This is a genomic window from Bartonella sp. LJL80 (assembly GCF_054871565.1).
The window spans coordinates 164,856-181,270 of sequence record NZ_JBTXLM010000004.1 but is presented as its reverse complement, the minus strand read 5'-3'; the positions used below and the strand labels follow the sequence as shown (position 1 = coordinate 181,270).

12 protein-coding genes are annotated in these 16,415 nt (G+C 47.2%); 4 read left to right on the top strand and 8 right to left on the bottom strand.

The window, feature by feature from the left end; genetic code table 11:
- Positions 1–56: 56 nt before the first annotated feature.
- From cstA to ACYSNS_RS07705, 3 genes are all read right to left on the bottom strand, one after another.
- A complete protein-coding gene (gene cstA, locus ACYSNS_RS07715) occupies positions 57–2,114 on the bottom strand; it encodes a pyruvate/proton symporter CstA (protein ID WP_461722568.1) in 2,058 nt (685 codons plus the stop codon).
- Positions 2,115–2,643: 529 nt separating this feature from the next.
- Entirely contained in the window at positions 2,644–3,885 is a 1,242-nt protein-coding gene (locus tag ACYSNS_RS07710) for a porin (RefSeq protein ID WP_461722567.1), read from the bottom strand.
- Positions 3,886–4,019: 134 nt separating this feature from the next.
- Positions 4,020–5,549, bottom strand: coding sequence for an NAD(P)H-hydrate dehydratase (locus ACYSNS_RS07705; protein WP_461722566.1), 1,530 nt, complete (start codon positions 5,547–5,549; stop codon positions 4,020–4,022).
- A gap of 214 nt (positions 5,550–5,763) precedes the next feature.
- Between ACYSNS_RS07705 and ACYSNS_RS07700 the strand changes: the two genes are divergently transcribed.
- The 3 genes from ACYSNS_RS07700 (at position 5,764) to ACYSNS_RS07690 (ending at position 8,368) form a co-directional block, all read left to right on the top strand.
- Entirely contained in the window at positions 5,764–6,102 is a 339-nt protein-coding gene (locus ACYSNS_RS07700; protein ID WP_461722565.1) for a P-II family nitrogen regulator, read from the top strand.
- 179 nt (positions 6,103–6,281) lie between these two features.
- Entirely contained in the window at positions 6,282–7,691 is a 1,410-nt protein-coding gene (gene glnA, locus ACYSNS_RS07695) for a type I glutamate--ammonia ligase (RefSeq protein ID WP_461722564.1), read from the top strand.
- 131 nt (positions 7,692–7,822) lie between these two features.
- The gene (locus tag ACYSNS_RS07690; protein WP_461722563.1) at positions 7,823–8,368 is read left to right on the top strand and encodes a hypothetical protein; all 546 of its coding nucleotides are present in this window, start codon (positions 7,823–7,825) and stop codon (positions 8,366–8,368) included.
- A gap of 163 nt (positions 8,369–8,531) precedes the next feature.
- Here the strand turns inward: ACYSNS_RS07690 and ACYSNS_RS07685 are convergent, their stop codons facing one another.
- The 4 genes from ACYSNS_RS07685 to ACYSNS_RS07670 all read right to left on the bottom strand — a co-directional run bounded on the left by ACYSNS_RS07685 (position 8,532) and on the right by ACYSNS_RS07670 (position 11,496).
- Positions 8,532–8,960 carry an organic hydroperoxide resistance protein gene (locus tag ACYSNS_RS07685; RefSeq protein ID WP_461722562.1) on the bottom strand — a complete coding sequence of 143 codons (429 nt, stop codon included), beginning with the start codon at positions 8,958–8,960 and terminating at the stop codon, positions 8,532–8,534.
- Between the two features lie 100 nt (positions 8,961–9,060).
- Positions 9,061–9,846, bottom strand: a complete 786-nt coding sequence (locus ACYSNS_RS07680) for an ATP12 family chaperone protein (protein WP_461722561.1) — start codon at positions 9,844–9,846, stop codon at positions 9,061–9,063.
- Entirely contained in the window at positions 9,830–10,516 is a 687-nt protein-coding gene (locus ACYSNS_RS07675; RefSeq protein ID WP_461722560.1) for an HAD-IA family hydrolase, read from the bottom strand. Before ACYSNS_RS07675 ends, ACYSNS_RS07680 begins: the two co-directional genes overlap by 17 nt.
- Complete coding sequence (locus tag ACYSNS_RS07670) at positions 10,513–11,496, bottom strand: RluA family pseudouridine synthase (RefSeq protein WP_461722559.1); 984 nt, start codon at positions 11,494–11,496, stop codon at positions 10,513–10,515. Before ACYSNS_RS07670 ends, ACYSNS_RS07675 begins: the two co-directional genes overlap by 4 nt.
- 191 nt (positions 11,497–11,687) lie before the next feature.
- Here ACYSNS_RS07670 and ACYSNS_RS07665 point away from each other — a divergent pair, with 191 nt between their 5' ends.
- The gene (locus ACYSNS_RS07665) at positions 11,688–13,526 is read left to right on the top strand and encodes a glucan ABC transporter ATP-binding protein/ permease (protein ID WP_461722558.1); all 1,839 of its coding nucleotides are present in this window, start codon (positions 11,688–11,690) and stop codon (positions 13,524–13,526) included.
- Positions 13,527–13,580: 54 nt separating this feature from the next.
- On the opposite strand, the gene alaS is transcribed toward ACYSNS_RS07665, so the two are convergent.
- Positions 13,581–16,241: an alanine--tRNA ligase gene (gene alaS, locus ACYSNS_RS07660; protein ID WP_461722557.1), complete on the bottom strand. Its 2,661-nt coding sequence runs from the start codon at positions 16,239–16,241 to the stop codon at positions 13,581–13,583.
- Between the last annotated feature and the right edge of the window lie 174 nt (positions 16,242–16,415).

The following is a 16,415-nucleotide window of genomic DNA, read 5'->3' as shown; positions in this document are numbered from 1 at the left end:
CATTCTCCGAAATTTTATTGCAGTGTCACTGATACAGCGACACTGCAATACGCGTTTTAGTGCCCGCCGTTTTGCCCCACAGGCATAGATTGCGGAAACGGTTCATAGGGTGCTTCATTGACCGTTGGATTTTTGCTTTTCAAAGCTTTAAGAGCTGTTTTTATTGCAAAAAGCGTAAGAGCGACTACAACCAGCATAAAGAATGCCGTCAACACACCGTTGATTGTGTTGCCAAATGCCTGCTGCGGAGTTGCAGCCTTACCGGCGGCAACAAAAAAGCTCAATTTCGCATCGAAAACTTTCTGCCAACCGGCTGTCATTGTACAGACCAAAAGCCAAGCCGCTGGCAAAATAGCAACCCATGCGTATCGTTGCTGTTTCATCTTAAACAACACCACAGCACATAGCAATAACGCCATGGCAGCAAGCATTTGATTGGCAATCCCAAACAATGGCCATAGCGAATATATACCGCCTTTAGGATCAACAGCGCCTTGGTAAACGAAATATCCCCATAGTATGACAACCAATGCGGTGGCGAAAAGATTGGCAAACATGCTATCAGTCTTACGCATATGAGGATGTATCATACCCAACAAATCCTGAAGCATAAATCGGGCAGATCGGGTGCCGGCATCAACAGCGGTAAGGATGAAAAGTGCTTCGAACAGTATAGCAAAGTGATACCAGAAAGACATATTCATCCAACCGCCAAGCGCATTGTGCAGGATATGTGCCATACCCACTGCAAGTGTCGGTGCGCCGCCGGTTTTTGCAATGATGCTTTCTTCACCTACTTCATGAGCCACATTAATTAACATTTCCGGTGTAATATGAAAGCCCCAGCTATTCACAACGGCTGCGGCCGATTGCGCTGCATCGACAGCGCCTGCAGGGACAAGCACAGCCATAGGAGCGTTCATTGCGAAATAGATACCGGGGTTGATAACACATGCAGCGATCAATGCCATGATTGCCACAAATGACTCCATCAACATGCCGCCATAACCGATAAAACAAGCTTGGTCTTCATTGGCTAACATCTTTGGCGTTGTGCCAGATGAAATCAGCGCATGAAAACCGGAGACCGCACCGCAGGCAATGGTGATGAATAGGAACGGAAACAAATCACCGCCCCAGACAGGTCCCGTACCATCAATGTATTTGGTCAGAGCTGGCATTTCTAAAGTGGGCCTCAAAACAACAATTCCCACGGCCAAAGCGATGATGGTGCCGATTTTCAGAAATGTCGATAGATAATCACGAGGTGCCAAAAGCAGCCATACCGGCAAGACCGCCGCGATAAATCCATAAATGATAATCATCCATGTCAGTGTCGTTGCTTCAAAATTGAACCAAGAAGCATAGGCGCTTTCTTTTATCCAACCGCCGGAGATGATCGCAAACAGCAAAAAGAGCAGGCCAATAATCGACACCTCTCCGATGCGGCCAGGCCTGATATAACGCAGATAGACCCCCATAAAAAGAGCCAGCGGAATTGTAAATCCAACGGTGTAGGTGCCCCATGGGCTACCCGCCAAGGCTTTGACGACTACCATTGCCAATACGCCGAGAATGATGATCATGATCATGAAACAAGCAACAAGCGCAATTACACCCGCAACATTGCCCATTTCTTCACGCACCAATTCGCCCAAAGATCGGCCGTCTCGGCGTGTCGATATGAAAAGCACCATGAAATCTTGAACAGCACCTGCGAGCACACAGCCCGCTAATATCCAAAGCATTCCGGGCAGATACCCCATTTGCGCGGCCAATACCGGACCAACGAGAGGTCCAGCGCCGGCAATAGCTGCAAAATGGTGCCCGAAAAGTATATTTTTATCGGTAGGAACATAATCTAAACCGTCATTACGCCTGTAAGCCGGCGTCATGCGAGTCGAATCTGCTTTTAAAACGGTATTCGATATAAACAGGCCATAGAGTCTATATGCCACGAGATAGACACATACAGCCGCTACGACAATCCACATAGCGTTTATCGCTTCGCCACGATTGAGCGCGATATAGCCAAGAGCAAAAGCACCGAGTATCGCCAACACTGCCAATATGCAATATTGAACCGGTGTCATCGGTTTACGAATATTAGTCATGAATCCTCCTCCTCAGGAAGTGCAATCCACAAATGAAGCTCGCTCCTATACCGGAATCATGGCCCCATGAGTTGTTTCCCGTTTAGTTATGAATTCATTATTTGTTTTTGTCTACCACCGGCATAAAACAACCAAGCCATATTGTTATGTCCCTGTCATTTACGCATGTGATGAATGTTTTTTGATCTGCAAAGAATCTCATTTGCTTGAGCGTTGCCCCCCACTCCTTACAAGCTGCATTGCTTATATCAGCATCCTCCCCGTTTGTGATCGATATGATGACCCGAAAAGCGTAGGCCAATCTTAGAACGCAATAGATTATCTTTTCGAGGCTGGAAATTGCACGTCAACAATACCTGATGATATCTCTAACCGCAAAATCTAGGTTCGTACACCTTCAGTACAATAATGTCCTGGATACTGCATGGTGTCTCGCTAACTTGAGATGGCTAATATCAGGAGAAATGAGCCAATGAAAAATGGCGGCATAAAGCCGCCATTCATACAAAACATCCCCTATAGTGCTGCTTTAGAAGTTGCGTTGCATACGAACCATGCCCTGGAAAGCATCATCACCATGGAATGTCACGCGTGCGCCATCATCCCATTTTTTATCATTTCCGAAGTTGAGGTAAGAAACTTCAGGTGTAATGACCAACCCTGGAACCAGCTCATAAGCTAAGTTCACGGAAGCGCTGAAAACATCTGTATCGTCATAGGTCAACTGCGTATTGAACGAAGCTTTCTTGGTTGCCTTGAACGTACCGCCTCCCCAAACAGCCCAATCGCCACCCCAATCACCATATTGGCTTGTATGCATGCGATAATAGTAATCGCGTTTTCTGTTCGGATGCGCGCTATTATAATCGGCGTCATAAGCGTAATAATCATCATTGGTCTTGTAGCCGCCCATAACCCAAACAGACAGACGATCTGTCACGTTTAGGTTGACACGAACCTTCGCGGCCCATTCTTCCCACTGTGCATCATAGGCACCAATGGCAGCAATAGACCCCCAACCTTGCACGAATTTTGCGCCAACTAGAATGTTTGGTGTGTAGTCATCTATTTGGCTGCCACTGTAAAAATGACGTGCATCCGCATCATTACGGTAACCGATGCCAGAATTAATGCCTACACGCTTTCCATAGCCGCGCAAATAGTAATTGTCGCCGGCATTGTCGCTACCATCATCTGTGCCTTGCTCGACACCGATGATAGCGGAAAACCCATTGCTAGCTGTAAATGTATAGCTCAACACGTTCGTACGTTGGAACGCACCCGGGTCCACGATATCATCGTTTAGCACCTTACCAAGATATCCTGTCCAATGCCAAAATATCGACTCATCGACACCGACGCGCAATCCACCGAGCTCGATATAGGCAAAGTGGGCTTGACCGCTTAAAGAGTCATGGCCGTCATCCCATTGGTTACGCAGCTCCACAAGCGTACGCAAAGTTCCAAGTTCAGTCTCACTTGCTGTTTGAAAACGCAATTCCGCACGTGAGCGCCAATTATAGCTATCGCGATCCTTCTTGCCCTTATAGGCATATACATTATCGCCACCTTTTATATCGACGCGCAGATATCCGCCAACGCGCATACAAGTGTCGGTGCCAGGAATGTAAAAATAACCCTCGCCATAAGCATCACAAACCCTCACATATTCAACAGGTTCGGGTTCTGCGACCACGACATCGGCCGCATAAGCCGCATTTGAAATGATGACGGCGGCAGCCGAACCAGCCAATAACGTTTTAAGTTTCATAAAAACTCTCCCTCTGTCCGGTCCCACGCGCCGGAAATAAAAATTCTTCGATATTGGATACGCGACTCAACGTGCCAATTGAAAAACACAAAACCGTGAGCATTGCCATCTGTCAATCAGCCGTGATATTTTGGTTACAGGCGCAATTCACGTAGAATGGATGGAATAGACGCAATGAGGTCTTCGGCGATCGTTCCAATTCCAGTTTTTTGTCCGCACTCGGCGTGGACCCAAACACTTGCGCAAGCCGCTTCGAAAGCTGGCATTCTTTGTGCAGAAATTCCACCTAACAAACCGGCAAGAACATCACCTGACCCTGCTGTTGCGAGATACGGTGTGCCGTTAATAGAAACGGCCGTTGCCCGCTCTGGCGACGCGACTATGGTGTCCGGCCCCTTATAGATAATGATCGCCCCACTGATCTCGGCAGCATTTCTTGCTTTTTCAATGCGGGTTAGTTTTTCATCTTGGGCCAGATCAGGAAAAACTCTTTTGAATTCGCCTTCATGCGGGGTCATGACAACATCGACGGAAGACTTTTTGATCAACGCGAAAATCTCATCTGTTTGCCCTGCTAATGCACTTAAAGCGTCCGCATCAAGTACCAGCGCATTCACAACTTCATTCGCTAGAATGTATTTGGTTATCTGGACTGATTGCGTGAAAGATCCAAATCCTGGGCCGATAACAACCGATCTTACCTTCCGATCGATGAGAAACTGTTGCGTGTCGTCTTCACCCTTCAGTTCCCGCAACATGATGCTCGTCAAGTGCTGTCGATGAATAGGCAGAGCGTTTTCTGGCGCCATGATCGTAACGATACCCGCACCAACCCTTGCCGCTGCAAGCGCCGAAAGCCGCGCTGCTCCAGTAGAGTTTTCCGGCCCCGAAAAAACCACCGCATGTCCACGGCTAAATTTATGCGCGTCATAAGGGAGTTCAGGCCATTTTTGGATCCACAGACCGGGTACATTTATACTCGCTAACGGACAAATGTCGGTCAACACACTTTTATCTATGCCGATATCCGCCAATACAATGTCGCCACAATACTCTCTGCCGGGATAGCAAACGTGCCCCGGCTTCAAGCGGAAAAAGGTCACGGTTTTCGTCGCTTTTATAGCCGCTCCACAGACCCGTCCTGTCACCCCTGAAATACCAGTTGGAAGATCTATCGCAACCACAGGCCGATCCGTCGCAATAATCTGATGAATGAAATCATAAAGAACAGGTTCAAGATCGCGATCAAGGCCAGCGCCATAGAGCGCATCGACGAAAAGGTCATAATCGCGCGCGACAAAGTCATCCGGTGTCAAGGTTTTTCCATGCCATAAAGCGTATGCACGAGCAGCGGCGCTTTCTGTTTGTGGTAGTTGATTGCAAAAACAAACGACGTCCATACCTGCCTCATTCAATAGTCGTGCGACAACATAACCGTCGCCTCCATTGTTTCCTGGACCGCAAAGCACAGCGATCTTTTGGCAGGAAGCATAGTGCCGCAATATGATGTCACAGACAGCAGCACCGGCACGATGCATCAATTGATCTCTATCAAACTGGCCTGCAACAAGGGCTAAATGATCTGCCTTGGCCATTTCGAGTGGCGTTAGAAGTTCTGCAGTGCTGTTGAAATCATTTACATTTAGAATTGCACAATTTTTCATCAAAAGGCCCATTCTCTAATCATCACTTTGTTTCTCACCGCTATTCTATACCATCTCGCGCGACGCCGCATGCGCTATTCACAGTCGCACAGTGCCGATAACAGGCGCGCAGGTTTTATTTCATCAGCAATGTTGCGAGTTGGCATAGTTCGTGCTTGTATGATTATGGAAGCCGCCCATAAGGGCTGAACTTTAAGTCGGAGGCAATTTCAGTATGAAAAAAATTGAAGCTATCATTAAGCCCTTCAAGCTTGATGAAGTTAAGGAAGCGCTTCAGGAAGTCGGCCTGCAAGGCATTACGGTGACAGAAGCGAAAGGTTTTGGCCGCCAGAAGGGACACACAGAGCTCTATCGCGGCGCCGAATATGTCGTTGATTTTTTACCAAAGGTAAAAGTCGAAGTTGTTGTTGCTGACGAAACGGTTGAGCCCGCAATCGAAGCAATACGTAAAGCTGCTCAGACGGGACGTATCGGAGACGGAAAAATCTTCGTTTCCGCGGTAGAAGAAGTCATTCGTATCCGTACCGGTGAATCGGGCGTAGACGCTATCTAACGCAAGGAGTTACCCAATTAATTGCATTCAGCTTTCATGTTACAAGTCTAAAATAGATTGCAAACTTACATGAAAACAAGCCTTGTATTCGCGTTATTGTTCAGGCTGAATATAGCAACTGTGTTGGTTCTAATTGCCGCTTTCAAACTATCCATCGTCGTTTAATAAGGAAATGTAATATGACGACTGCATCTGATATCCTCAAACAAATTAAAGACAATGATATTCGTTTTGTTGACCTGCGCTTCAGCGACCCGAAGGGTAAGCTACACCACGTAACAATGGATATTGCCGAGATCAGCGAAGATAGTTTCGCCGACGGCGTAATGTTTGATGGTTCTTCAATCGCTGGCTGGAAGGCTATCAACGAGTCGGACATGGTCTTGATGCCGGACCCGGCGACTGCCCATATCGACCCCTTCTTTGCTCAGTCGACACTTGTGCTGCTTTGTGATGTTCTGGATCCTATCTCAGGTGAGTCATACAACCGCGATCCACGTTCGATTGCGAAAAAAGCTGAAGCCTATCTCAAGTCTTTAGGCATCGGCGATACAGTCAATGTCGGGCCCGAAGCCGAATTCTTCATTTTTGACGATGTTCGGTTCAAAACCGATCCTTACAATACCGGTTTCAAACTTGATTCCAGTGAATTGCCTTCCAACGACGATACAGAATACGAAATGGGCAATCTTGCTCATCGTCCGCGTGTTAAGGGTGGTTATTTTCCCGTCCCTCCAATTGATTCTTGCCAGGACATGCGTTCAGAAATGTTAACTGCATTGACGGACATGGGTGTACGCGTAGAAAAGCATCACCATGAAGTTGCCGCAGCACAACATGAATTGGGTATTCGTTTCGACACACTCGTTCGCGAAGCCGATAAAATGCAGATTTTCAAATATGTCGTTCATCAGGTTGCAAATACCTATGGGAAAACAGCGACATTCATGCCCAAGCCTATCTTTGGCGACAATGGTTCGGGTATGCATGTGCATATGTCCATCTGGAAAGATGGTAAGCCGACTTTTGCGGGCAATGAATATGCCGGTTTGTCTGAAACCTGCCTCTTTTTCATTGGCGGCGTTATCAAACACGCTAAGGCTATCAATGCATTCACCAACCCTTCTACCAATTCTTATAAGCGTTTGGTGCCAGGATATGAGGCACCTGTCTTGTTGGCTTATTCAGCACGTAATCGCTCGGCTTCTTGCCGTATTCCTTTTGGCTCATCGCCAAATTCTAAGCGTGTGGAAGTTCGCTTCCCTGATCCTACAGCAAATCCGTATCTTGCATTCGCGGCAATCCTGATGGCTGGCCTTGATGGTATCAAGAATAAGATTCATCCAGGTCAGGCAATGGATAAAGATCTTTACGATCTGCCACCTAAAGAACTCAAAAAGATACCAACCGTTGCCGGAAGCTTGCGTGAAGCCTTGCAATGCCTTGATAAGGATCGCGGCTTCCTTAAGGCTGGTGACGTATTTGATGATGACCAGATTGACTCATTCATTGAATTGAAGATGCAAGAAGTGATGCGTTTTGAAATGACCCCGCATCCAGTCGAATTTGACATGTACTATTCGGTGTAACCGAAAAATTAACGGAGGCTTCGGCCTCCGTTTTTTATTCTGGGTGTAAACTCTGCCATTTTGCGGTCACGCTTTGCCTTTAACGCTCGATTTGGCTAAACAATAAGCAAAATCAGTTTTAAGGGTCTTTTATGCGTCATTTCCGCCAGTTTATTCTTGCAATTTCTCTATTCGCAAGCTCTACAATATTCGTTCAAGCGCGTCCTGCGTCGGAAGCCGAGGTTAAATTGCTTGGTGAGGCAACCTCTGCCTATGCAAACGCTTTGCAAACTGCCGACTTTGATTCAATTCTCAATGCTATACCGCCACGGATAGTTGAAAAGCTTGCAGAGCAATCAAAAATTGCGCCGGAACAATTCCGCCAGATTATGATCAATCAAATGAAGCAATTGTCAAATAGCTATAAGGTAGTACAAATAGCCATTAATCAAACAAAAAAACGTGCAGGCGAATTTGAGGATGGAACACCCTACTTCATCATGCCTCTAGACTTTACAATCTTGGCAAATGGAAGCGATAAAAGTCGCATTAAGGGCGAATTGGTCGCAATATTGGACAACGATAAATGGTATTTTGTCCGTGGCGATGATGCAGCAACCCTGAGCACAATGAATGCCGCTTTTCCAGGCTTTGAAAAAATAAAGTTAAGCGCGCCCCAAGTTTCAAAAGTTGAATAGGCCGCGACCTCTAGATTGGTAGATCCAATCTGCATGGAATATTTGCGGTGCGTTCGTAACAACCGTGTCGAACGAACACCGTTAAAAAACGGAACAAACCACATCAAAAACCTTGGCCCGTCCATACTAATCAAATCAATATGGGCGGGCTATTATTCCGAATTTAAACAATGCGTATTTCTACATCAACATTTCCACGCGTGGCGTGAGAATATGGACAAATTTCATTATGGGCTGTGTGGGCTGCCATTTCGGCCTGTTGCTTGTCCAATCCTTCAAGATGTACATTAAGCACGACTGCAAGCTGAAATCCTCCAGCTTTACGCGGTCCGATTCCAACTTCAGCTTTCACGTAGCTTCCATCTAGTACCTTCCACCCCGACTTTGAGGCAACCAATCTGGTAGCGGATTCGAAACATGCTGCATAACCAGCCGCGAAAAGCGTTTCCGGGTTCGCCCCTACGGCACCACTTCCCCCCATTTCTTTAGGTTTAACGAGCGCTAAATCCAAAGCTCCATCATCGGAATGGATACGGCCTTCACGTCCGCCTTCCGCTGTGGCAGCGGTTTTATAGATTACATTTGATAACATTGACTTCTCCTCGCGTTGCGCATGCAAGCTATTGAATGCCTGCATTCTAAATCAGTTGCTTGATCATCGACCAATTTAGATAAATCGTCAAAGAAAAACTTCAATGGTTGAATGCGGCCAATATGGATACCGCAGCATCAAACTCAGCCATTTTATAGGCGCGACGATCTCGCGCCTCATGGTCTTCACCCCAATGTTCGATCGTCCAATCTTCATCAAGGTGAGCCAGATCCCATGCTTGTTTGAAACCTATACCACCAGACCGAACCGCCAATGCCAGCAGCGCTGAGCCACTCAGTGTTGTCATCGTATGCAACGCTGCCAATACATATGGAGATTCAATTTGTCTCAGATGGTTGCTCACAGCAGTAACGGCATCGTGTGGCTGTTCGATGTGCATAACGCCTTCTGCAAGAATAAAACGCGCACCCATTTTGTCAGCAGCCCAATCGAGAACCGGATCCCAAGCTCGATTTTGCCGTTCAACAAGTTCCTTAGGTGTGCTGGCGCGGTAAAAAAGCATGTCATTGGCAACAAAGCGTAACAAATCCTCAAAGACAGCCTGCATATCATCAGCGATACCATCAATCACGGTATTGACCAATCTCGTGACAGGCATCTTAGCAGGGTCAATGACCAATTCCTGCAAGTCGAATTCTCTGGCTATCATATCAGCTAGAACCGCATTCGGCACAAACAGATCTCGTCGCGCCGGGGTCTTTACCGGTCTTCCATCAAGTAAAACGGCATAGTTCTCGTCCCGTTTTTCCGCACTTACCGATTCATAGAAACGCTTTGGAAGCTGCCTCGCTGAAAGTGTCTGGGCTTTTTTAACCGGATCTGAATCTTCGCTGTCTTTGTCAAAATATTCAAGAATTTCGCGCATGGATATGAGCCTCAATAAGAATTGGCAGATCTTCAGGTTTCTTGGCGATCATGTCCGCACCAGCTTGCTGCAATGCATGTGCTGTATGGTATCCCCAAGACACACCGATTGCTGTGGCGCCGGCAAGTTTTGCCATTTGCATATCATAAATGGAATCGCCAACAACATAAGTATTGGTCGCATCAACGCCAGTCTCATCACAACATGAAAGCACCATGGTCGGGTCTGGTTTTGAGGGACAATCATCCGCTGTCTTGGTCGTGATAAAACAATCCAGACCATGAGTCTTGCAAACGAGATCTGCTCCCCGTCTAGACTTTCCTGTCACCATGCCCAATAGAATATCATCTTGTCTTTCGAAGGCTGCGAGCGCTTTTTTTATGCCACCATAGAGTGGCTCTTCAAACGCGATATCCTGCCTCAAGGTTGAAAATGCAGCTTTGTAAGCAACCACCATTTGACCAACCTCATCGTCTATTTGTCGGTGAAAAAGATGCGCTATCGCTGTATCCAAAGATAGACCGATAATCGACTTTGTCTGCTCGAAACTTGGAGGTTCGTAGGAAAAAGCTTCGAATGCTTTTTCCATACAATCTTGTATTGCGAAACCACTATCAACCAGTGTGCCATCACAATCGAACAGAACCAGAGATAGAGGTCTCCCGATCACTCGATATCTCCATCAGCTTCATCAAAAGCCAGCAGATTGAAGCTCTGTACCATATGGGGAGGAATGGGCGCGGTTACATCCAGCATACCGCCAGAAGGATTGGGAATGCGAATTCTTCTTGCATGAAGATGCAGCCGGTTTTGCATACCGCCAGGCAGATCCCAGTTGCTGTCTGCATAAAAGTACTTAGGGTCACCTATAATTGGATGATCAATATAAGCGGCATGAACACGCAGTTGATGTGTCCGACCTGTATAGGGTTCCATCTCAAGCCAGGATAGCACGCGTCCCCTCGTATCAATTACCCGGTAATGGGAAACCGCATGATCGGAATCAGGTTCTCCATGTTCGCAAACGCGCATCTTATCGCCATCTGGCGTGCTTTCCTTAACCAACCATGTCGATATCTTATCCTGATGCTTCTTTGGTACACCGCGCACCAATGCCCAATAAGTTTTTTTCGTCTCTCGAGCACGAAAGGCTGCCGTCAGTGCCTGCGCTGCGCCGCGTGTTCTTGCAACCACCAAAACGCCGGATGTATCCCTATCAAGACGGTGGACAAGCCTTGGTTTCTCGCCTTTTTTATTGCGCCAAGATTCCAGCATACCATCAACATGTCTTGCCACACCGGATCCACCCTGCACAGCCAAGCCGGCTGGTTTATTAAAGACGTAAACCTTTGCATCCTCATAAATGAGCATCTGTTTAAGCACATTGCTATCGTCTTGGCCGCGAATAGTTTTGCCTGTAAGCGGCACCTTGCCTTTTTCATCAACTGGCAAAGGCGGCACACGAACCGTTTGCCCAGGCTCCAGCCTGCTATCGGCTTTGACGCGACCACCATCGACACGTATCTGTCCAGAACGTAACAATTTTTGCAAATGGCCGAAGCCTAACCCTGGATAATGCACCTTGAACCATCGGTCCATGCGCATCCCGTTCTCATCCGCTTCAACTTTTTTAATCTCTACACCGGCCATACTGGTCTCCTTGGCCCCTCCTCTAACATTAACAACGGATAATGGCGATACTGTTTATCACGCTGCGTTACATCCCGTCGTGAAAATTGCCTTTCATCGTCACAAAACTGTCGATAGCGCTCACTATATTAAATACTTGCCCGACAATGGGTTTTTGGCTTGTTTATTTGCTTATCGCAATGGAGAGAAGTTTGTCGCTTTTTAAAACTTATACGCGCGCAGTCAGTTATTTGATGACCGAGAAAAAAGCTGTCATCATTATCTGCGCGGCCAATATCTCCATGGCGGCTATTCAAGTCTTTATTCCCAAAATTTTTGGTTGGATTGTTGATGACCTTTCTGCAACAGCCAGGGCTGTTTCAGAAGGAACGACATTTACAGCAGGTGATGCCTTTACCAACGTCATCCCCTATCTTGCTTTATGGACAGGCCTTGGCATGTTCAGCATCTTCGCCACGGTTATGGTCGACCGCGGGGCAGATCGTCTAGCGCATCGTCGTAGGTTAGGCGTGTTGAGTGAATCTTATCAGCGTATCATCAATATGCCTCTTTCTTGGCACCAGAAGCTCGGCACATCCAACGCTCTCCATACGATGTTGCGCGCCTGTGAATCGATGTTCACGATGTGGCTGGAATTCATGCGTCAACATCTGGCATCTATGATACAGCTCGTCATCCTATTAAGCGTAGCTATTTATACCGATTACAGACTTTCGGCCGTTCTAATATCGCTCGGCATAATTTACATTATGATTGCTCGCTTGGTGATGGCTAAAACCAAAAACGGCCAAGAATCGGTTGAAAAACACCATCTCGCTCTGTTTGAACATGTGACGGATTCAATTTCGAACGTATCCGTCGTCCAAAGCTATAATCGGGTAGAGCAAGAAAGCGCCAGATTGAGGGAGAACACACAAAAGGTTCTCAAGGCACAATATCCGGTACTAAACTGGTGGGCGCTGGCCGCCGGACTTAACCGTATGGCCTCGACAATCACTGTCATTGTAGTCATCGTTCTTGGTGCGTATCTGGTTAGCAAAGGTGTATTGAACATCGGTGACGTTGTTGCGTTTGTGTTCTTTTCTCAAATGATGATCGGTCAGCTCGACCAAATCAGCAATTTCATCAACCTTATTGGATCTAATCGCGCAAAGCTTGATGCGTTCTATGACATGATGGATTCAACAGTCGCAGAAGCCGAACCAGAAAATCTGCCCGCTTTGGAAAATGTCAAAGGCGAAATTCGTTTTGACCATGTCACCCACGAGTTTGCCAATACAGGACAGGGCGTTTACGATGTCAGCTTTAATATCAAGCCTGGACAGACAGTTGCTATCGTTGGCCCAACAGGTGCGGGAAAGACAACACTTATAAATTTGTTGCAACGCGTCTATGACCCTGCTGTCGGACACATCATGATTGATGGCATAGATACCAAAACCGTCAGCCGTCAATCGTTACGCCATGCAATGGCGACGGTCTTTCAAGATGCCGGGCTATTTAACCGCACAATACGCGAGAATATCGGCATTGGGCGTCCTAGCGCTTCAGATGACGAGTTGTTTGAAGCTGCCCGTGCAGCGGCTGCCCATGACTTTATCGAAGCGAAAAGTGATGGTTATGACACAAAAGTTGGGGAACGCGGCTCTCTGCTTTCAGGCGGAGAACGCCAGCGCCTTGCCATTGCTCGTGCAGTTTTAAAAAACTCACCGATTTTAGTACTTGATGAAGCAACAAGTGCACTGGATGTTGAAACAGAAGCGCGTGTGAAAGAAGCGATTGATACAGTTAGTCAAAACCGTACAACAATCATAATCGCTCACCGTTTATCTACAGTTCGCAATGCCGATCTTGTTCTGTTCATGGATCGTGGAAGAATGGTTGAACAGGGCAGTTTCGATGAGCTTGCTAAAAAAGGCGGTCGTTTTTCGGCACTCCTGAAGGCAGGCGGCCTTACAATTGATCAAACGCCAGTGGCATCGAAAACCGGCAACGTCATCCCGCTTCATGAGAATTTAGCCCGTTCATGAGAATAAAACGGGTTTTTTCAAACCCGTTTTATACACTATCTAACTAAAAACTTATCAAAGTGCATTTTTTACAGCAAGAATTGCGTTGTCTGCTTTTGTTCCATCGGGGCCACCGGCCTGCGCCATATCAGGACGTCCACCGCCACCTTTACCACCCAGTGCCTCTGACGCAATGCGTACCAAATCCACCGCATTGAAACGTCCGGTTAAGTCATCTGTCACGCCGACGACCGCGCTGGCTTTGCCGTCATCACCCACACCAATGAATACGACGATACCGCTGTCGATCTGGCTTTTACCCGCATCGGTTAGTGGCTTGAGATCACGAGGCGAAACGCCCGTCACGATACGTCCCATAAATGAAACACCATTAACGCTTTCAATATCCTGCTCAGTGTTTCCAGCTTTCCCGCCGCTAAGCGCCAATTGCCTACGGGCATCTGCAAGCTCCTTGTCAAGCTTACGGCGTTCATCAACCAGTGTTCGCACTCGATCAAGAGCATCTTGTGGAGTGGCCTTGAGCGCGCCGGCAATCTCTTGTACGCACAAATCTTGGCGATTGAGATAATGACGCGCAGCATTACCAGTTAAAGCTTCCAAGCGTCTCACGCCCGCAGCAACAGCACTTTCCGACACGATACGAATGAGACCAATATCGCCTGTTTGACGGACATGTGTTCCTCCGCACAACTCTATCGACCACGCCCTGTTCGTTAAACCTGATTGATCAAATTGTCTGCCCATGGACACAACGCGGACTTCATCACCATATTTTTCGCCGAAAAGCGCCATTGCACCTTCTGCAATGGCGTCGTCAACAGCCATCAAGCGCGTTGTAACGACGCTATTTTGCAAGATGATGTCATTTGCGAGATCTTCTATCTTTACGAGTTCTTCCGGTGAGATAGGTTTAGGGTGAGAAAAGTCGAAACGCAGACGATCAGGTGACACCAGAGAACCCTTTTGCGCTACGTGCGTTCCCAAGGTTTCTCTCAAAGCTTCATGGAGAAGATGCGTTGCTGAATGGTTGGATCGAATTTTTCCACGCCGCACATGATCTACTGCAAGCTCCACAGCATCCCCTGTCGCCACGCTGCCAGTTTTTACAACACCAAGATGGATAAAAACTCCATTTGCCTTTTTTTGCGTATCACTTACTTCGAAACTAAAGTTTTCACCCGCAATAACGCCGGTGTCACCCACTTGCCCGCCAGATTCGCCATAGAATGGTGTTTGGTTGACAACCAGAATACCTTCTTGTCCTTCAGACAGGCTCTCAGCCAACTGTCCATTTTCAATGACAGCCGTAATTACCCCCTCAGCCTTTTCAGTTTCGTAGCCCAAGAATTCAGTAGCACCTACCTTGTCGCGAACAGCAAACCAGATTGTCTCGGTAGCCGCCTCCCCTGAACCCGACCAATTGGCTCGCGCTTCAGCCTTTTGACGTTCCATGGCTTTATCAAATGCATCTGTATCCACCGATATATCGCGACGACGGAGTGCATCCTGCGTCAAATCTAATGGAAACCCATAGGTGTCATATAATTTGAATGCAACTTCACCGTCAAACCGATCCCCTGCATCGAGGCCTTCACTGGCTTCATTCAACAATACAAGTCCACGCTCCAACGTTTTGCGAAACCGTGTCTCCTCAAGCTTGAGCGTCTCCGAGATCAAGGATTCGGCGCGTAAAAGCTCTGGATATGCCTGTCCCATTTCACGTGTTAATGTAGGCAGAAGCCTCCACATCAAGGGGTCTTTAGAGCCAAGCAATTGTGCATGACGCATGGCACGACGCATAATACGACGTAACACATAACCACGACCCTCATTTGAAGGAAGAACACCATCTGCTATCAAAAATGCAGACGAACGCAAGTGATCTGCTATAACACGATGACTTGCCGTGAATTCGCCTTGGGCTTTAACACCAGTGGCTTCTTCTGATGCCCGTATGAGCGTACGAAAGAGATCGATATCATAATTATCGTGGACACCTTGTAAAACCGCGGCGATCCGTTCAAGCCCCATACCGGTATCAATTGATGGACGAGGCAGGTTCACACGTTCCTCTTTGGATATCTGTTCATATTGCATGAATACAAGATTCCAAATCTCAATGAAGCGGTCGCCATCCTCGTCAGCACTTCCGGGAGGACCGCCCCAAATTTTTTCTCCATGATCAAAAAAGATTTCAGAACAAGGTCCGCAAGGCCCAGTATCGCCCATAGCCCAGAAATTGTCATTCGTCGCAATACGAATGATTTTATCATCGGATAAGCCAGCAATCTTTTTCCATAAATCTGCCGCGGCCTCATCATCGTGATAAACCGTCACCAATAGCTTATCTTTAGGAAGAGCGAATTCCTTGGTCAGAAGGTTCCAAGCAAAAAGGATAGCTTCTTCTTTAAAGTAATCACCGAAGGAAAAATTGCCCAGCATCTCAAAAAACGTATGGTGGCGAGCCGTGTATCCAACATTATCAAGGTCATTATGTTTACCGCCAGCTCTAACGCATTTCTGTGCCGTTGTCGCCCGACTATACGGACGCTGCTCGAGACCAGTGAAAACATTCTTGAATTGCACCATTCCGGCATTTGTAAACATCAAAGTCGGATCGTTGCGCGGTACCAACGGACTCGAGGAAACAATCTCATGACCGTTACGATGAAAATAGTCCAGGAATGTTGACCGGATCTCGTTTACGCTATTCATAGTTCACACCTATACGATCCGTATCAACCAAACTGGTTCCACGGTATTTGCACAATCATTGTCCGCCTTTTAGAGCAATTTGTTGCATGTGGGAACCTATTTTTCTTGCCACTTTCGCTTATGCACCCAACGAAAAGTGCTCTGTCACCGACCAACACAAACGCCTGATAACTT